The following is an 18,054-nucleotide window of genomic DNA, read 5'->3' on the forward strand; positions in this document are numbered from 1 at the left end:
CAGAGCTGTCCAGTCCGTGTATCCGGCATGCATGGGTGGTGCGGCGGATCACGGGGTGAGGTCGATGTTCTCGCTAGGAGATTAGTCCGCACCAGCACGAGGGTTCGCAGTGACCAGAGTTGAGTGGCCATCACACAGCGGAACCGGCCGCGAACGGACGGGAAACCCAAGGGTGGAAGGATTGGTGCAGGCTTTCAGGAATCGGGACACAAGGGCACGCCAACTCCCCCCGAAAGAGGGGGATCGGCACACGTCGGCACCCCTGTCGACCCCTGACGGAGTGGGGAACGTCACATACTGAACGGTGTGCGGAAGCATCGGAATTCAGCCATCCAGTGCGGTTCGAATTCCCTTGGACACGCCCCGTGGAATTCCCGCCCTATCGCTGCCGCACGCTGCGTGAACGCCCTGCGCATTTCCGTCATCAAGGCGCCGTCAGATAGTCAAATCGTCAACAGCCCGCGCAGAAATGCCAGGTCGACCTCTTCGAGAGAGGTCACGACGGTCCGCCGGTCGGCGGGCGCGATGGGGGCCACGGAGGGCACCGCCACCACATGGCATCCCGCGGCCTCCGCCGCCGCGACGCCGGTCGCGGTGTCCTCGACGACCGCGCATCTGGCCGGATCCACGCCGAGTCCGGTGGCGGCGAACAGGTACGGGTCGGGATGCGGCTTGGTGCGCGGCACCTCGTCGCCTGCGACGGTCACGGCGAAGTACTGAGGGCCGAGGGAGGTGAGCACCCGGTCGATGATGCGCCGGTGCGAGGCGGAGACCAGGGCCGTGGGGATGTCGTGCGCGGCCAGCTCCGTCAGCAGCCGGGTGGCTCCCGGCATCAGCGGCAGGGCGCGGTCGATGCGGTCCTCGAAGCCCTGGTTGAGCAGCACCGTGAGCTCGGCGAGGGTGATGTCGGCTCCGGTGGCCTCGATCAGGAACCCCGCGCTGCGGGTCATGGGGCCACCGACCACGACATGTCGCCAGGAGTCGTCGAGGGTGTGGCCCAGACCGGCGAAGATCTCGACCTCGACGTCCCACCAGAAGCCTTCGGTGTCCACCAGGGTGCCGTCCATGTCGAGGAGCACGGCTTGCAGGGCGGAGCCTTCGGCCGTACGGGTTACAGGCGCGGGGACCGTACTGGTCATCCGGGCACACCTCCTTGAGGGACGATCAGGCCGGTTCCCACATGGGGAACCGGCCTGCGGTGGACCGACCAGTGTACGACCTATCCGATCAGCGCGCTCTGTGAGACACGCCTCAGCGTGCGTTGAAGTACTTCGCCTCCGGGTGGTGGATGACGATCGCGTCGGTGGACTGCTCCGGATGCAGCTGGAACTCCTCGGACAGCTGGACGCCGATCCGTTCCGGCTTCAACAGGTCGGCGATCTTGGCGCGGTCCTCCAGGTTCGGGCAGGCGCCGTAGCCGAGGGAGAAGCGGGCGCCCCGGTACTTCAGGGCGAACATGTCCTCGATGTCGGCCGGGTCATCGCCCGCGAAGCCCAGCTCCGAACGCACGCGCGCGTGCCAGTACTCGGCGAGCGCCTCGGCCAACTGCACGGACAGGCCGTGCAGTTCCAGGTAGTCACGGTAGGAGTCCGACTCGAACAGGCGGGCGGTCTCCTCGCCGATGCGGGAGCCGACGGTGACGACCTGGAGGCCGACCACGTCCGTCTCGCCGGACTCCTCCGGGCGGAAGAAGTCCGCCAGGCACAGCCGGCGGCCGCGGCGCTGGCGCGGGAAGGTGAAGCGGGTGCGCTCGTTGCCTGCCTCGTCCAGGATGATCAGGTCGTCGTCCTTGGACACGCACGGGAAGTAGCCGTAGACCACGGCCGCTTCCAGCAGATTCTCCGTCTGGAGCTTGTCCAGCAGGCCGCGCAGCCGCGGGCGGCCCTCGCTCTCGACGAGCTCCTGGTACGACGGTCCCTCACCGGTGCGGGCCTCCTTCAGACCCCACTGCCCCTTGAACAGGGCGCCCTCGTCCAGCCAGGACGCGTACTCCTTGAGCTGGATGCCCTTGATGACGCGGGTGTCCCAGAAGGGGGGCTCGGGGACCGGGTTGTCGGTGGCGACGTCGGAGCGGACGTGGCCCTCCTCCGGGCGCTCCTCCACCTCGACCGCAGGGGCCGCCTTCACCCGGCGCTGCTTCAGTTCGGGCAGTTTCGCCCCGGGCACGCCCCGCTTGACGCCGATCAGCGCGTCCATCAGGCGCAGGCCCTCGAACGCGTCGCGGGCGTAGCGGACTTCGCCCTGGTAGATCTCGTGCAGGTCCTGCTCGACATACGCCCTGGTCAGCGCGGCGCCGCCGAGGATGACCGGGAAGTCGGCCGCCATGCCGCGCTGGTTGAGCTCCTCCAGGTTCTCCTTCATGATCACCGTGGACTTCACCAGGAGGCCGGACATGCCGATGACATCGGCCCGGTGCTCCTCGGCGGCTTCCAGGATGGCGGAGACCGGCTGCTTGATGCCGAGGTTGACGACGTTGTAGCCGTTGTTGGACAGGATGATGTCGACGAGGTTCTTGCCGATGTCGTGCACATCGCCGCGCACGGTGGCCAGCACGATGGTGCCCTTGCCCTCGTCGTCCGACTTCTCCATGTGCGGCTCGAGGTAGGCCACCGCGGTCTTCATCACCTCGGCGGACTGCAGCACGAACGGCAGCTGCATCTGGCCGGAGCCGAACAGCTCGCCGACGACCTTCATGCCGTCCAGGAGGGTGTCGTTGACGATGTCCAGGGCGGGGCGCTCCTGGAGGGCCTCGGCGAGGTCGGCCTCCAGGCCGTTCTTCTCGCCGTCGATGATGCGGCGCTTGAGCCGCTCGTCCAGCGGCAGCGCGGCCAGTTCCTCGGCCCGGCCCGCCTTCAGGGACTTGGCGGTGGCGCCCTCGAACAGCTGCATCAGCTTCTGCAGCGGGTCATAGCCCTCGGCCCGGCGGTCGTAGATGAGGTCGAGGGCCGTCTGGACCTCCTCCTCGGTGAAACGCGCGATGGGCAGGATCTTCGACGCGTGCACGATCGCCGAGTCCAGGCCCGCCTTGACGCACTCGTCGAGGAAGACCGAGTTGAGCAGGATGCGCGCGGCCGGGTTCAGGCCGAAGGAGATGTTCGACAGGCCCAGCGTGGTCTGCACGTCCGGGTGGCGGCGCTTGAGCTCGCGGATCGCCTCGATGGTGGCGATGCCGTCCTTGCGGGACTCCTCCTGACCGGTGCAGATGGTGAAGGTCAGGGTGTCGATGAGGATGTCCGACTCGTGGATGCCCCAGTTGCCGGTCAGGTCGGCGATCAGCCGCTCGGCGATCGCGACCTTGTGCTCCGGCGTGCGGGCCTGGCCCTCCTCGTCGATGGTCAGCGCGATCAGCGCGGCGCCGTGCTCCTGGGCGAGCTTGGTGACCTTCGCGAAGCGGGACTCGGGGCCGTCGCCGTCCTCGTAGTTCACCGAGTTGATCACCGCGCGGCCGCCCAGCTTCTCCAGGCCCGCCTTGATGACGTCGACCTCGGTGGAGTCAAGGACGATCGGCAGCGTGGAGGCGGTGGCGAAGCGGCCGGCCAGCTCCTCCATGTCGGCGACGCCGTCCCGGCCCACGTAGTCCACACACAGGTCCAGCATGTGGGCGCCCTCGCGGATCTGCTCGCGGGCCATCTCCACACAGTCGTCCCAGCGGCCCTCCAGCATGGCCTCGCGGAACTTCTTCGAACCGTTGGCGTTCGTCCGCTCGCCGATCGCCATGTACGAGGTGTCCTGGCGGAACGGCACCGACTGGTAGAGAGAGGCCGCACCCGGCTCGGGACGCGGGCTGCGCTCGGCGGGCGCGAGTTCGCGGACGCGCTCGACGACCTGACGCAGGTGCTCGGGAGTCGTGCCGCAGCAACCGCCGATGAGGGACAGGCCGTAGTCGCGGACGAAGTTCTCCTGGGCGTCGGCCAGGCCCTCGGGGTCGAGCGGGAAGTGCGCGCCGTCCTTGGTGAGGACCGGCAGGCCCGCGTTCGGCATGCACAGCAGCGGAATCCGGGAGTGGCGGGTGAGGTAGCGCAGGTGCTCGCTCATCTCGGCCGGGCCGGTGGAGCAGTTCAGGCCGATCATGTCGATGCCGAGCGGCTCCAGCGCGGTCAGCGCGGCGCCGATCTCGGAGCCGAGCAGCATGGTGCCGGTCGTCTCGAACGCCATGGAGACCACCAGCGGCACCTCGACGCCGGTCGCCTCCATCGCGCGCCGGGCGCCCAGGACGGAGGCCTTGGTCTGGAGCAGGTCCTGGGTCGTCTCGACGATCAGGGTGTCGGCGCCGCCCGCGAGCAGCCCCTCGGCGTTGGCCTGGTAGCCGTCGCGGATCGTGGCGTAGTCGATGTGGCCGAGCGTGGGCAGCTTGGTGCCGGGGCCGATGGAGCCCAGGACCCAGCGGGGCCTGCCGTCGCGGGCGGCGTACTCGTCCGCCACCTCGCGGGCGATGCGGGCTCCCGCCTCGGACAGTTCATGCACGCGGTCGGCGATGTCGTACTCCGTCGCCGCCGTGTGGTTGGCCCCGAAGGTGTTGGTCTCCACGCAGTCGACGCCCACCGCGAAGTACTCGTCGTGGACGGAGCGGACGATGTCGGGGCGAGTGATGTTCAGGATCTCGTTGCAACCCTCGAGGTTCTCGAAGTCCTCAAGGGTCGGATCCTGGGCCTGAAGCATCGTGCCCATCGCTCCGTCGGCGACCACCACACGGGTGGCGAGCGCCTCGCGGAGGGCGGACACACGGGTCCGGCTGTCGGCGGAAGGGGTCGGTGGCAACGAGGCCATGTAAGGGGCTCCCTTAGGTGCGACGGCTGTCGGCTTTACGCGCCCGCGACACCTTCCGCGGTGGGCGCACGCCGCCCAGGGTAACCGGGACGGGCAACGGTTGGTCAGGGAGTCCACGGGACGGACGAGGATGGCGGGCGGGCCACCGACGGGATACCAGTGACGCAACAGATGCCGACCAATGCCGTCCGACTGTTAGCGGGAGGTCGGCATGGACCGGTAGTGTTCGACATTGCCGAACAGTGGCAGCGGCGTCGCGAGTCGACGGTCGTAGGGGACGGAGGCAGGACGGCGATGGCACGGAACATCCAGTCGCTCGAACGGGCGGCCTCGATGCTGCGGCTCCTCGCGGGCGGCGAGCGCAGACTCGGCCTGTCGGACATCGCCTCCTCCCTGGGCCTGGCCAAGGGCACCGCGCACGGCATCCTGCGCACCCTCCAGCAGGAGGGCTTCGTCGAGCAGGACGACGCCTCCGGGCGCTACCAACTGGGCGCCGAACTGCTGCGTCTGGGCACCACCTACCTCGACGTGCACGAGCTGCGGGCGCGCGCCCTGGTGTGGACGGACGACCTGGCCCGTTCCAGCGGCGAGAGCGTCCATCTGGGCGTCCTGCACCAGCGGGGCGTGCTGATCGTGCACCACGTCTTCCGGCCCGATGACAGCCGGCAGGTGCTGGAGATCGGGGCCATGCAGCCCCTGCACTGCACGGCCCTGGGCAAGGTCCTGTCGGCGTACGACCCGGTCGCGCACAGCGAGGCGCTGGAGAGCGACCGCAAGGCCTTCACCGACCGGACCGTCTGCGACCTGGACGCCTTCGAGCAGATCCTCGACTTCACGCGCGCGCGTGGGTACGCGGCGGACGTCGAGGAGACCTGGGAAGGCGTCGCGTCCATCGCCGCCCCCATCCACGACCGGCGGCGCATGCCGGTGGGCGCGGTCGGGGTCACCGGGGCCGTGGAGCGGCTGTGCCGGGACGGGGAGCTGCGCCCGGAGCTGATCGCAGCGGTCCGGGACTGCGCCCGCGCGGTGTCGCGGGACCTGGGCGCGGGGCGGTTCTGAGCGACGTAGCACCAGGCAGTCGGGACGGGGCCGGGACGCCGCGGGCGTTGTCCGGCCCCGTCGTGCGCCGAGACGTCCGGGCCGCCCGGGCAGCGCAAGATCGATAGCACACGACGATCAATAACGATCGTGTTTTCGATAACAGGACTCTTGACTCACCTGTGACCCCGGAGCAAGACTCCCGTCCATCGGTCGACATTGTCGAACACCGACCGGCAATAGGCGTTACAGTGTGACGACGCCAAGGGCCGGCAGCTCTCCCCCTGGACGAAGGACAAAGGAGTCGCGGGTGTCCAGCTCCGACATCTTCATCGGCGAGACCATCGGTACCGCCATACTCATCCTGCTCGGCGGCGGCGTCTGTGCCGCCGTGACGCTGAAGGCCTCCAAGGCCCGCAACGCCGGCTGGCTCGCCATCACCTTCGGGTGGGGTTTCGCCGTTCTGACCGCCGTGTACACCTCGGCGCCGCTCTCCGGCGCCCACCTCAACCCGGCCGTGACGCTCGGCATCGCGATCAAGGACGGCGACTGGAGCGACGTTCCGGTCTACTGGGCCGGACAGATGCTCGGCGCCATGATCGGCGCGGCCCTGGTCTGGGTCGCCTACTACGGCCAGTTCCACGCCCACCTCACCGACAAGGAGATCGTCGGCGGTCCGGGCGCGCAGGACACGAAGGCCAAGGCCGTCGAGGCCCAGGAAAAGGGCGCCGGCCCGGTCCTGGGCATCTTCTCCACCGGCCCCGAGGTCCGGGTCGTGTGGCAGAACCTCGCCACGGAGGTCATCGGCACCACCGTGCTGGTGCTGGCCGTCCTCACGCAGGGCCTGAACGACAGCGGCAAGGGTCTCGGCACCCTGGGTGCCCTGATCACCGCGCTCGTGGTCGTCTCGATCGGTCTGTCCCTCGGCGGGCCGACGGGCTACGCGATCAACCCGGCCCGTGACCTCGGCCCGCGCATCGTGCACGCACTTCTGCCCCTGCCCAACAAGGGCGGCTCCGACTGGGGTTACGCCTTGATCCCGGTGGCGGGCCCGCTGATCGGCGGGGCCATCGCGGCAGGCATCTACAACGTCGCTTTCGCTTAGAACAGATTCGAACAGAACAGATTCGAAGCGTTTTAAGCAGCAGTAGTAGAACCAGTCCCCCGACCACGGAACCTCCCAGGAGCACACAGTGACCGACGCGCACACCGCCGGCCCCTTCATCGCAGCCATCGACCAGGGCACCACCTCCAGCCGTTGCATCGTCTTCGACCGGGACGGCCGTATCGTCTCCGTCGACCAGAAGGAGCACGAGCAGATCTTCCCGAAGCCGGGCTGGGTCGAGCACAACGCCACCGAGATCTGGACCAACGTCCAGGAGGTCGTCGCCGGAGCCATCGAGAAGGCCGGCATCACCCGGGACGACATCAAGGCCATCGGCATCACCAACCAGCGTGAGACCACGCTGCTGTGGGACAAGAACACCGGTGAGCCCGTCCACAACGCCATCGTCTGGCAGGACACCCGCACCGACGCCCTGTGCAAGGAGCTCGGCCGCAACGTCGGGCAGGACCGTTTCCGCCGCGAGACGGGCCTTCCCCTCGCCTCCTACTTCGCCGGTCCCAAGGCCCGCTGGCTGCTGGACAACGTCGAGGGCCTGCGCGAGCGCGCCGAGGCCGGCGACATCCTCTTCGGCACCATGGACAGCTGGGTCATCTGGAACCTGACCGGCGGTGTCAACGGCGGCCGGCACGTCACCGACGTCACGAACGCCTCCCGCACCCTTCTCATGAACCTCCACACCATGGAGTGGGACGAGAAGATCTGCGAGTCCATCGGCGTGCCCAAGCAGATGCTGCCCGAGATCCGCTCCTCCGCCGAGGTCTACGGCGAGGTCACCGGCGGCAAGCTCGGCGACGTCCTCGGCGGCATCCCCGTCGCGTCCGCGCTCGGCGACCAGCAGGCGGCCCTGTTCGGCCAGACCTGTTTCGCCGAGGGCGAGGCCAAGTCGACGTACGGCACCGGCACCTTCCTGCTGATGAACACCGGTGAGAAGCCGGTCAACTCGTACAACGGCCTGCTGACCACGGTCGGCTACCGCATCGGTGACGACAAGCCGGTCTACGCCCTGGAGGGCTCGATCGCCGTCACCGGTTCGCTGGTGCAGTGGATGCGCGACCAGATGGGCCTGATCTCCACGGCCGCCGAGATCGAGACGCTCGCGCTGTCGGTCGAGGACAACGGCGGCGCGTACTTCGTGCCGGCCTTCTCCGGCCTGTTCGCGCCCTACTGGCGTTCCGACGCCCGTGGCGTGATCGCCGGTCTGACCCGGTACGTCACCAAGGCGCACCTGGCGCGCGCCGTCCTGGAGGCCACGGCCTGGCAGACCCGTGAGATCACCGACGCCATGACGAAGGACTCCGGCGTCGAGCTCGCGGCCCTCAAGGTCGACGGCGGCATGACCTCCAACAACCTGCTGATGCAGACCCTCTCCGACTTCGTGGACGCCCCCGTGGTGCGTCCGATGGTCGCCGAGACCACCTGCCTCGGCGCCGCCTACGCCGCCGGTCTCGCCGTCGGCTTCTGGACCAGCACCGACGACCTGCGCGCCAACTGGCGCCGGGCCGCCGAGTGGACCCCCCGCATGGACGCGGAGACCCGCGACCGTGAGTACAAGAGCTGGCTCAAGGCCGTCGAGCGGACCATGGGCTGGCTCGAGGACGAGAGCTGACGAGAACCCCCTCTCAAGCTCTGATGAGGAGTAAGAACCCGACATGACCAGTCAGTCCACCCTGCAGTCCGTGGCTGCCCTCGGTACGCGCCCGGCCTCCGGCTCGAACCCGAGCCGGGCCGAGACCCGGGAGCAGCTCGCCAAGGCGTCGTACGACCTTCTCGTGATCGGCGGCGGCATCCTGGGCATCTCCACCGCCTGGCACGCCGCGCAGTCCGGCCTCAGGGTGGCTCTGGTCGACGCCGGCGACTTCGCCGGTGCCACGTCGTCCGCCTCTTCCAAGCTGCTCCACGGGGGCTTGCGCTATCTGCAGACCGGCGCGGTGAAGCTGGTGGCGGAGAACCACTTCGAGCGCCGTGCGGTCTCCCGCCAGGTGGCCCCGCACCTGGCGAACCCGCTCACGTTCTACCTCCCCGTGTACAAGGGCGGGCCGCACGGCGCGGCGAAGCTCGGGGCGGGCGTCTTCGCGTACTCCGCGCTCTCCGCCTTCGGGGACGGCGTGGGCCACCTGCTCTCCCCCGCCAAGGCCCAGCAGGACGTGCCCGAGCTGCGCACCGAGAACCTCAAGGCCGTGGCCGTGTACGGCGACGACCAGATGAACGACGCGCGCATGGCGCTGATGACGGTCCGTGCGGCCGTCGAGGCGGGCGCGGTGGTCCTGAACCACGCCGAGGTGACGGGCCTGCGCTTCACCAAGGGCCGGGTGACGGGTGCCGAACTGCGCGACCGCCGGTCCGGGGACGAGTTCGGCGTCGACGCCCGTCTCGTCCTGAACGCGACCGGCCCCTGGGTCGACCACCTGCGCCGGCTGGAGGACCCGAACGCGGCCCCGTCCATCCGTCTGTCCAAGGGCGCGCACCTGGTCCTGAAGCGGACTTCCCCCTGGCGGGCCGCGCTGGCGACCCCCATCGACAAGTACCGCATCACCTTCGCCCTCCCCTGGGAGGACATGCTCCTGCTGGGCACCACGGACGAGGCGTACGTGGGCGACCCGGCGGACGTCGCGGTGCACGACAAGGACATAGCCCAGATCCTGGACGAGGCGGCCTTCTCGATCCGGGACCAGCAGCTGGACCGTGACCTGATCACGTACGCCTTCGCGGGTCTGCGGGTGCTGCCGGGCGGCCCCGGGGAAACGGCGAAGGCCAAGCGCGAGACGGTGGTGACCGAGGGCAAGGGCGGGATGCTGTCGGTCGCGGGCGGCAAGTGGACGACCTTCCGGCACATCGGCCGTACGGTCATGCAGAAGCTTCAGGCGCTGCCGGGGCACCCGCTGGGCGACGACTTCGAGCCGATCTCCTCGCTGCCGAGGAAGCTGCCGCTGCCGGGCGTCGCCAACCCGCGCGCGGTCGCCCACCGCCTGCTGGTCGACCACCCGGCGCCGGGCCCGCGCATGGCCGCCGACACGGCCAAGCACCTGGCCACGCACTACGGTTCGCTGGCCTTCGACATCGCCCGCCTCGCAAACGACAACCCGGAGCTGGGCGAGCGCGTCCACCCGGACGCCCCGGAGATCTGGGCCCAGGTCGTCTACGCCCGCGACAACGAGTGGGCCGAGACGCCGGACGACGTACTGCGCCGCCGCACCACCCTGACGATCCGCGGTCTGGCGACGGACGACGTCCGCGCGAAGGTGCGGGACCTGCTCGACAAGAAGTAGCCGGTACGACCGGCAAGAGGTAGCCGGCGCGACCGGTACGACGGGACAGGGGCGGCCCACGCCGACGGGGCCGCCCCTGTCCCGTGCCTTTCGTGTGCGGACCAGGGCGTTCAGTGCTCCCTCCCACCCGGTGGACCCCATAATGGCGGAAAGACATCGGATGTCTGAACGGCATGCGTCCGAAGGGCATGCCTGAACCACAGGGAGGCCGGCCATGGCAGTCACCGACGAGGCGATCGAGAAGATCAAGGGCATGATCGTCTCCGGCGCGCTGCGCCCCGGCGACCGGCTGCCCAAGGAGAGCGAACTCGCCGCCGAACTGGGCCTGTCCCGCAACTCCCTGCGCGAGGCCGTACGCGCCCTGTCGCTGATCCGGATCCTGGACGTGCGCCAGGGCGACGGCACATACGTGACCAGCCTCGACCCACAACTGCTGCTCGAGGCACTGAGCTTCGTCGTCGACTTCCACCGCGACGACACCGTCCTGGAGTTCCTGGCCGTGCGCCGCATCCTGGAGCCGGCCGCCACGGCGCTGGCGGCCTCCCGGATCAGCGAGCAGCAACTGGACGCCCTCACGGCCCAGTTGGACAAGCTCGGCGACGCCCCGTCGGTGGAGGAGCTGGTCGCCTGCGACCTGGACTTCCACCGCGGCATCGTGCAGAGCTCCGGGAACTCGGTGCTGTGTTCCCTGCTCGACGGCCTGTCCGGGCCCACCACCCGGGCCCGGATCTGGCGCGGGCTGACCCAGGAGGACGCGGTCAGCCGCACCTTGCACGAGCACCGGGCGATCCTGGCCGCCCTGCGCGACCGGGATGCGGAGGCGGCCCGCTCGTGGGCGACCGTACACATCGCGAGCGTGGAGCAGTGGCTGCGGTCCACCCTGTGATCTCTCCGGGGTGTTCCGGGGTGGCGATCGGGGCAGTGATGCGTTCACTCCCCCGTGCAAGGGGGCTGCGGGCGCCCCCGCCGCACGCCGTAAGGTTGGGTCGTTAAGCGAGGGCACGTCGGAAGGAGGCGCTGGGTGATCGAGCTGGAGGGAGTTCCCGAGCTGATCGACCCAGTCATGGTGGCCGCGTTCGAGGGCTGGAACGATGCCGGCGACGCCGCCTCCACCGCGGTCGCGCATCTGGACAGGGAATGGAAGGGCGAGGTGTTCGCGGCGCTGGACGCCGAGGACTACTACGACTTCCAGGTGAACCGGCCCACGGTGTGGTTGGACGCCGGCGTACGCAAGATCACGTGGCCCACGACCCGGCTGTCGGTCGTCAGGGTCGGCGGCGAGAAGCCGCGCGATCTCGTACTCGTCCGAGGTATCGAACCGTCGATGCGATGGCGCTCGTTCTGCAACGAGATCCTCGGCTTCGCCCACGAACTGGGTGTGGAGCTGGTGGTGATCCTGGGCGCCCTGCTCGGCGACACCCCGCACACCCGGCCGGTCCCGGTCAGCGGCGTCACGTCCGACGCGGACCTGGCCCGCCGCATGGACCTGGAGGAGACCAAGTACGAGGGCCCCACGGGCATCGTCGGCATCCTCCAGGAGGCGTGCACGCACGCGGGCGTGCCGGCCGTGTCGCTGTGGGCGGCGGTGCCGCATTACGTGTCGCAGCCGCCGAACCCGAAGGCGACGCTGGCCCTGCTCAACCGCCTGGAGGACCTGATCGACGTGCGCATCCCGCTGGGCGAGCTGCCCGAGGACGCGCGTGCCTGGCAGGTGGGCGTGGACCAGCTGGCCGCCGAGGACAGTGAGGTCGCCGAGTACGTCCAGTCGCTGGAGGAGGCCCGGGACACCGCGGAGCTGCCGGAGGCGTCGGGCGAGGCGATCGCCCGCGAGTTCGAGCGCTATCTGCGGCGCCGGGACGGCGGTGGACCGGCCGGTTCCGGCGGACACGCCACGGCGGACGGCAGCGACAGCCCGCCGTATCTGCGGGGGGACAACCCCAGCGGCCGTACGCGACCGCCGAAGCCGCCGAAGCCGGGGGCGGACGACGAGGACTCTTCGTCGGAGGACTGAACCAGTGAGGGCGGTACGCTTCGCACGCACCGCCCCTTCTGTGACATATGTCATCAGGTGCCGTCAGATGCCGTCAGATGTCATCGTATGCCGTCGGATGGACCGTCAGACCTGGTCCACCGCAACCACGTCGTACTCGGTCTGAGGCGTCGGCTCCACGTCGAAGCGCGCGTTGGGCAGGTACAGGCGCTTGCCCCACGCCGCCACCGTCGTCGGGATACGGAAGCGCGGGTCGGTGATGCGGGCGATCGCGGTGCCCTTGGTGCCGGCCTCGTTCAGCCGGAAGACGTCGACCGCGTTCTGCTGCTGCTGGACGGCGTAGAGGATCCGGCCGAGCAGCAACAGGCCGTCCCCGTTGGGCAGTCGGGCCGCGCCGAGGTCGACGGTGCGGGCGACGCCGGTGCGCGGGTCGACCCGCATGAGGCCGCCGCCGTTCGCGAAGGCGTTGACCACGAGCAGCGCGCTGCCGTCGGGCGTGCGCTCGATGCCGTTGGCGGTGAAGTCCGCGCCCTGCGCCCAGTCGCCGCTCAGCGGCACGGTCTTCACGGCCCCCGGTGTGCCGTGCGGGCCGAGGAGCAGCTTGTAGAGCACCGGCTTGAACGAGTCGGTGAACCAGGCGGCGCCCGGGGTGAGGATGACGTCGTTCACGAAGGTGCCGCCGGTGGCGTACACCTTCTCGAGTTCGCCGGAGCGGGCGTCGATCGTGCGGATCTCACCGCTGTCACCGCCGGCGACGAAGAGCCTGCGGCAGTGCTGATCGATCTTCAGGCCCACGGTGGGGTGGCCGACGCCGGGGCCCTTGCTGAGGACCGAACCGCGGCCGGTGGCGAGGTTCGCCCGGTAGATGTCCCCGTTCGCGAGTGAGCCGAAGTACGCGAAGGGTTTCATGCCGATGGTGATGCCCTCGGGCTGGAAGCCGTCGGGCAGCGGGAACTGTGCGGGCCACCCGTGCCGCCCGGTTTCGGCCGCGTGCGCGGTGCCACCGAGCAGGGCCGCGCCCGAGAGGGCGGCGGCGGTGCTGAGGAGTCTTCGACGTGCGAAGGAACGGTCTGTGGGTGCCACGGTGCGTCCTTCTGCCAAGGGGCCGACCCGCGGCCGGCCGAACGGTCAACAGGCGCTCCCACCCCATCACATGACCGTCGCCTCCGCAGCCGTTGGCCGGATTGCGCTCCAGGAGGGGCGCTTCCCGGCGTGGGAAGCGCCCCTGTCTCGCTCACGTGAACCGGCGTCGGCTACAACGCCACCCCCAGCAGCGCGTCCACGGCCCGCGACACGACGCCGGGCGCGCCTTCGTCCGTACCGCCCCGCTCGTGCTGAAGAGCCGCCCACCGGTCTACGGCGGCCAGCGCGGCCGGCGAGTCCAGGTCGGCGGCGAGGGCCTCACGGATCTCCTCGACGAGCGCCTCGGCGGGCGGACCGTCGGGCCGGGACACGGCGGCCCGCCAGCGGTCGAGCCGGGCCAGGGCGTCCCGGAGGACCTGGTCGGTCCACTCCCAGTCGGCCCGGTAGTGGTGGGCGAGCAGCGCCAGCCGGATGGCGGCGGGGTCGACGCCGTCGCGCCGCAGCTGCGACACGAAGACCAGGTTGCCCTTGGACTTGGACATCTTCTCGCCGTCCAGAGCGACCATGCCGGCGTGGACGTACGCCCTGGCCATGGGGAACTCGCCGGTCAGCGCCTGGGCGTGCGAGGCGCCCATCTCGTGGTGCGGGAAGGCGAGGTCGGAGCCGCCGCCCTGGACGTCGAAGCCCATGCCGAGGTGGTCGAGGGCGATGGCCACGCACTCGATGTGCCAGCCGGGCCGGCCGCGCCCGAGCGATGCGCCGTCCCAACTGGGCTCGCCCTCACGGGCCGCCATCCACAGCATCGGGTCGAGCGGGTTCTTTTTGCCCGGACGGTCCGGGTCGCCGCCGCGCTCGGCGGACAGCAGTCGCATGGCGGCGGCGTCCAGGTGGGACACCTTGCCGAAGTTCGGGTCGGACTCGACGGAGAAGTAGATGTCCCCTTCGAGTTCGTAGGCGGCGCCGGCCTCCCGCAGCCGCTCGACGAGCGGCACGATGCCGGGTATCGCCTCGACCGCGCCTATGTACTGCCGGGGAGGCAGCATTCGCAGGGCGGTCATGTCCTCGCGGAAGAGGGCCGTCTCCTTCTCGGCGAGGGCGACCCAGTCGATGTCGTCACGCTGCGCCCGCTCCAGGAGCGGATCGTCGACATCGGTGACGTTCTGGACGTAGTGAACCTGCCGCTTGGTGTCGAGCCACACGCGCTGCACGAGGTCGAACGCGTTGTAGGTCGCCGCGTGACCGATGTGGGTCGCGTCGTACGGGGTGATGCCGCAGACGTAGATACGGGCGACGGGACCGGGGGCGAGGGTGACCAGGCCGCCGGTCGCGGTGTCGTGGATCCTCGGGTCGCGGCCCTGACCAGGCAGGGCGGGGACCTCGGAAGCGGGCCAGGCATGCATGCCATGAGCCTAACCGGACGGATGTTCCGTATACGAACCGGACCGGGGCGGATGGCCGGTAAGGCGTTCTTGCGCGATACGGGCAGATGTGCCACTGCCGCGGTCCTGCGACTACACCGGCGGCCACGGAATGGCCGGCCACTCCCCACTGGGCTCGGGATGCTTCCCCGTGGCCAGCAACGCGTCGACACGCGCGCGCGTGGCCTCGATCTCGGCGGCGGTGATCAGTCCGGCCAGCCGCACGGCCAGCGCCCCGGACGCCCCCAGCGCCTCCTTGAGGCCTTCGAGTACGTCGACCGCCTCCCCCGTCAGCGGCTCCCCGGCCCAGCCCCACAGCAGGGTCCGCAGCTTGTTCTCGACGTTGAAGGTGACCCCGTGGTCGATGCCGTACAGACGGCCCTCGGCGGTGGGCAGCAGGTGGCCTCCCTTGCGGTCCGCGTTGTTGATCACGGCGTCGAGCACGGCGAGCCAGCGCAGCCGCTCGTCGTCGGCGTGCACGAGCAGCGCGGTCCGTCCCTCACCGACCTCGGCGAAGCCGATCGCCTTCCAGCCGGGCTCCGGCTCCTCCGCATCGATCAGCGCGAGCAGTTCGGCCTCAGGCGCCGCCTCGATCCACAGCTGGCACATGCCCTCCCCGTACGGCCCGTCCCGCAGCACCGTGGGCGGTACGAGTCCCCAGCCGGTCGCCTCGGAGACCTCGTACGCGGCGACCTCGCGCTGGGCGAGGGTCCCGTCGGGGAAGTCCCACAGCGGCTGCTCCCCGGCCACCGGCTTGTAGACGCAGGCGGCCTCCCGGCCCTGGTGGGAGACCGTGCAGTACAGCGCCGCGTTGGACGCGTCCCGGATGCGGCCGCGCACGGTCAGCTCGCCCTCGGCCAGCAACTCGGCGGACGGCTCGGTCGACATCGCCCCGGTGGTCGTCACGCTCCGCGGCGGTATCCGTTCTGGCGCGGACATACGTGTCCTTCCGGGTCGAGCGGGAGGCTGCACAGCGGGCACGGCGGCCGCCCGGCGTTGACGACGTCGAGGGCGCGCTTGGCGAAGGCCCGGGCCTGCGCGCCGGTGAGTCTGACCCGCAGCATCGGGGGCCCGTTCTCCTCGTCCTGGAGCAGGCGTTCCTCGGCCTCGGCGAGGTCCTCGTCGGAGTCGGCGTCGAGCTCCACGAGGGCCTGTGCCTCGACGATCATGCGCTGCTCGTCGCCGTCCCAGGCGAGGGCCATGGTGCCGACCCGGAACTCCTCCTCGACGGGGCTTTCCAGGGGGGCGGTGTCGGAGATCTCGGTGGGCGCCACGGCCGGCACGGCAGCACTGCCGCCGCTACGGCGTACGACCTCGTCCAGAAGCTCGTCCATGCGCTCGGCAAGGGCGGCCACCTGGGTCTTCTCCAGGGCCACGCTGGTCACCCGGGGGCCGGCCGTGGCCTGGAGGAAGAACGTACGGCGTCCGGGCAGTCCGACCGTACCGGCCACGAACCGGTCCGGGGGGTCGTAGAGGAACACCTGACGGGACACGTCCTTCTCCATTGGAATCGTGAGTACGGCGCTGCTTCGACCGCTTCACCCTACTGCTCCCGACGATCACGGTGCGCCCGCGCCGCCTCCGACCGTCGCATCGCCGGCCGGGGGCTCCTCGTGGGGTACGAGGGAGGCGAAATCACCGGTGTCCCCGAGGCGGACGAGAAACGGCCTCAGGCGTGTGTAGCGGATCGCGGTGATGGAACACGGTTCAACGGAAATCCGCTGGAAGAGGTCGAGATGAAGTCCGAGTGCGTCCGCCACGAGCGACTTGATGATGTCGCCGTGGGAGCACATCAGGTAGACGGCGTCGGCTCCGTGATCGCGCTCCACGCGCGCGTTCCACTCACGCACCGCCTCGGCGGCGCGCGTCTGCATCGCCCGCATCGACTCGCCGCCGGGGAACGCGGCCGCCGAGGGGTGGGCCTGCACGACCTCCATCAGCGGCTCGTCCTTGAGCTCGGCGAGCTTGCGGCCGGACCAGTCGCCGTAGTGGCACTCCCCGATCCGCTCGTCTTCGTGCGCGCTCAGCTCGGGCCGGGCCCCGAGCAGCGGCCGGATCGTCTCCTGACAGCGCTCCAGGGGACTGGTGACGACCTCGGCGATCGGCAGCCCGGCCAGGCGTCCGGGCAGCGCGGCGGCCTGTGCGGCACCGCGCTCGTCGAGGACGACGCCGGGTGTCCACCCGGCGAGGAGTCCCTTGGTGTTGGCGGTGGATCGTCCGTGCCGGACGAGGATCAGCGTGGGCATGGCGCCCAGCGTAGGCGTCCGTGCGGGTGCGGGGTCCGTCGGGAGGGGTGCGGGGGCCGTCGGGCGGCGGGAGAATGCGCGCTGTGATCGTCGACTGTGCCATCTACCGGGACGGGCACCGGACGCAGGGCCCCGAGGACTTGTCCGACGCTCTTGCCGAGGCGCGGGCGGCGCACGGGTTCGTGTGGATCGGGCTGCACGAGCCGTCCGGATACGAGTTCGACCATGTCACCGAGGAGTTCGGGCTCCATCCGCTGGCGGTGGAGGACGCGTTGAAGGCCCATCAGCGGCCCAAGCTGGAGGTCTACGACGACTCGCTGTTCCTCGTCCTCAAGCCGGTGGTGTACGAGCCGAGGAGCGACGCCGTCTCCACCGGCGAGGTCATGCTCTTCCTCGGCGACTCCTTCGTGGTGACCGTCCGCCACGGCGAGGGCTCCCCGCTGAGCGCCGTACGGCGGCGGCTGGAGCAGGAGCCCGAGATGCTCGGCAAAGGGCCGACGTCCGTGCTCTACGCGATCGCCGACGCCGTCGTCGACCACTACGTGGACGTGGCGACCGAACTGCAGACCGACCTGGAGGAGCTGGAGGCGGAGGTGTTCTCGCCGGACGGCGGCGGCTCACGCCACACCGCGTCCCGGATCTACACGTTCAAGCGGCAGATCCTGGAGTTCCGGCGGGCGACCGGGCCGCTGGTGCTGCCGGTGTCGCGTCTGGCGGGCGTGGGGGCGTTCGGTGGCGCGGTGCCGTTCGTGAACGACAAGGCACGGCCGTTCTTCCGTGACGTCAGCGACCACCTCACGCGCGTGAACGAGTCCGTGGAGGGCCTCGACCGGCTGGTCTCGGACATCCTGTCCGCGCATCTGGCGCAGATGAGCGTCCGGCAGAACGACGACATGCGGAAGATCTCCGCGTGGGCGGCCATGGCCGCGATCCCCACGATGATCGCGGGGATCTACGGCATGAACTTCGACCACATGCCGGAGTTGCGCTGGGTGTGGTCCTATCCGGCGTTGATCGGGCTGATGGCCGCCCTGGAGGTGGGGGTCTACCGGCTGTTCAAGAGGCGCGGGTGGTTGTAGGGACGGTCCCCTCGGGACTCAGGCGACCTCGCGGTCCCCTC

14 protein-coding genes are annotated in these 18,054 nt (G+C 70.0%); 7 read left to right on the forward strand and 7 right to left on the reverse strand.

Annotation, left to right across the window (positions count from 1 at the left end):
• Positions 1–443: 443 nt before the first annotated feature.
• Both Q4V64_RS10150 and metH read right to left on the reverse strand, forming a co-directional pair.
• Entirely contained in the window at positions 444–1,139 is a 696-nt protein-coding gene (locus Q4V64_RS10150; protein ID WP_124443505.1) for an HAD family phosphatase, read from the reverse strand.
• 112 nt (positions 1,140–1,251) lie between these two features.
• On the reverse strand, positions 1,252–4,767 hold the full coding sequence (gene metH / locus Q4V64_RS10155) for a methionine synthase (RefSeq protein WP_124443504.1): 3,516 nt from the start codon (positions 4,765–4,767) through the stop codon (positions 1,252–1,254).
• A gap of 294 nt (positions 4,768–5,061) precedes the next feature.
• On the opposite strand from metH, the gene Q4V64_RS10160 reads away from it, so the two are divergent.
• The 6 genes from Q4V64_RS10160 to Q4V64_RS10185 all read left to right on the forward strand — a co-directional run bounded on the left by Q4V64_RS10160 (position 5,062) and on the right by Q4V64_RS10185 (position 12,208).
• Entirely contained in the window at positions 5,062–5,826 is a 765-nt protein-coding gene (locus tag Q4V64_RS10160) for an IclR family transcriptional regulator (RefSeq protein WP_124443503.1), read from the forward strand.
• 289 nt (positions 5,827–6,115) lie between these two features.
• Complete coding sequence (locus Q4V64_RS10165; protein WP_124443502.1) at positions 6,116–6,910, forward strand: MIP/aquaporin family protein; 795 nt, start codon at positions 6,116–6,118, stop codon at positions 6,908–6,910.
• Between the two features lie 88 nt (positions 6,911–6,998).
• Positions 6,999–8,537 carry a glycerol kinase GlpK gene (gene glpK, locus Q4V64_RS10170; protein ID WP_124443501.1) on the forward strand — a complete coding sequence of 513 codons (1,539 nt, stop codon included), beginning with the start codon at positions 6,999–7,001 and terminating at the stop codon, positions 8,535–8,537.
• A 43-nt stretch (positions 8,538–8,580) separates the two neighbouring features.
• On the forward strand, positions 8,581–10,197 hold the full coding sequence (locus Q4V64_RS10175; protein WP_124443500.1) for a glycerol-3-phosphate dehydrogenase/oxidase: 1,617 nt from the start codon (positions 8,581–8,583) through the stop codon (positions 10,195–10,197).
• Positions 10,198–10,411: 214 nt separating this feature from the next.
• On the forward strand, positions 10,412–11,083 hold the full coding sequence (locus tag Q4V64_RS10180) for a FadR/GntR family transcriptional regulator (RefSeq protein ID WP_124443499.1): 672 nt from the start codon (positions 10,412–10,414) through the stop codon (positions 11,081–11,083).
• 135 nt (positions 11,084–11,218) lie between these two features.
• Positions 11,219–12,208, forward strand: a complete 990-nt coding sequence (locus Q4V64_RS10185; RefSeq protein ID WP_124443498.1) for a PAC2 family protein — start codon at positions 11,219–11,221, stop codon at positions 12,206–12,208.
• A 105-nt stretch (positions 12,209–12,313) separates the two neighbouring features.
• On the opposite strand, the gene Q4V64_RS10190 is transcribed toward Q4V64_RS10185, so the two are convergent.
• From Q4V64_RS10190 to Q4V64_RS10210, 5 genes are all read right to left on the reverse strand, one after another.
• Entirely contained in the window at positions 12,314–13,270 is a 957-nt protein-coding gene (locus tag Q4V64_RS10190; protein WP_124443497.1) for a superoxide dismutase, read from the reverse strand.
• A gap of 170 nt (positions 13,271–13,440) precedes the next feature.
• Positions 13,441–14,670 carry a cysteine--1-D-myo-inosityl 2-amino-2-deoxy-alpha-D-glucopyranoside ligase gene (gene mshC / locus Q4V64_RS10195; protein WP_124443496.1) on the reverse strand — a complete coding sequence of 410 codons (1,230 nt, stop codon included), beginning with the start codon at positions 14,668–14,670 and terminating at the stop codon, positions 13,441–13,443.
• 111 nt (positions 14,671–14,781) lie between these two features.
• Positions 14,782–15,576 carry an SCO1664 family protein gene (locus Q4V64_RS10200; protein WP_124443509.1) on the reverse strand — a complete coding sequence of 265 codons (795 nt, stop codon included), beginning with the start codon at positions 15,574–15,576 and terminating at the stop codon, positions 14,782–14,784.
• 14 nt (positions 15,577–15,590) lie between these two features.
• Positions 15,591–16,181, reverse strand: a complete 591-nt coding sequence (locus Q4V64_RS10205) for a DUF3090 domain-containing protein (RefSeq protein WP_124443495.1) — start codon at positions 16,179–16,181, stop codon at positions 15,591–15,593.
• A gap of 66 nt (positions 16,182–16,247) precedes the next feature.
• Entirely contained in the window at positions 16,248–16,934 is a 687-nt protein-coding gene (locus Q4V64_RS10210) for a histidine phosphatase family protein (protein WP_124443494.1), read from the reverse strand.
• A gap of 83 nt (positions 16,935–17,017) precedes the next feature.
• On the opposite strand from Q4V64_RS10210, the gene corA reads away from it, so the two are divergent.
• A complete protein-coding gene (corA, locus tag Q4V64_RS10215) occupies positions 17,018–18,013 on the forward strand; it encodes a magnesium/cobalt transporter CorA (RefSeq protein ID WP_172629462.1) in 996 nt (331 codons plus the stop codon).
• Positions 18,014–18,054 lie beyond the last annotated feature (41 nt).

The sequence above is a fragment of the Streptomyces sp. NL15-2K genome, from assembly GCF_030551255.1.
In the GTDB taxonomy this organism is placed as follows: domain Bacteria; phylum Actinomycetota; class Actinomycetes; order Streptomycetales; family Streptomycetaceae; genus Streptomyces.

Excerpts from the sequence above, each read along its gene's own strand:
- Q4V64_RS10210 (WP_124443494.1), bottom strand. The coding sequence starts at position 16,934 with ATGCCCACGCTGATCCTCGTCCGGCACGGACGATCCACCGCCAACACC.
- Q4V64_RS10200 (WP_124443509.1), bottom strand. The coding sequence starts at position 15,576 with ATGTCGACCGAGCCGTCCGCCGAGTTGCTGGCCGAGGGCGAGCTGACC.
- Q4V64_RS10160 (WP_124443503.1), top strand. The coding sequence starts at position 5,062 with ATGGCACGGAACATCCAGTCGCTCGAACGGGCGGCCTCGATGCTGCGG.
- Q4V64_RS10180 (WP_124443499.1), top strand. The coding sequence starts at position 10,412 with ATGGCAGTCACCGACGAGGCGATCGAGAAGATCAAGGGCATGATCGTC.
- mshC (WP_124443496.1), bottom strand. The coding sequence starts at position 14,670 with ATGCATGCCTGGCCCGCTTCCGAGGTCCCCGCCCTGCCTGGTCAGGGC.
- Q4V64_RS10150 (WP_124443505.1), bottom strand. The coding sequence starts at position 1,139 with ATGACCAGTACGGTCCCCGCGCCTGTAACCCGTACGGCCGAAGGCTCC.
- metH (WP_124443504.1), bottom strand. The coding sequence starts at position 4,767 with ATGGCCTCGTTGCCACCGACCCCTTCCGCCGACAGCCGGACCCGTGTG.
- Q4V64_RS10175 (WP_124443500.1), top strand. The coding sequence starts at position 8,581 with ATGACCAGTCAGTCCACCCTGCAGTCCGTGGCTGCCCTCGGTACGCGC.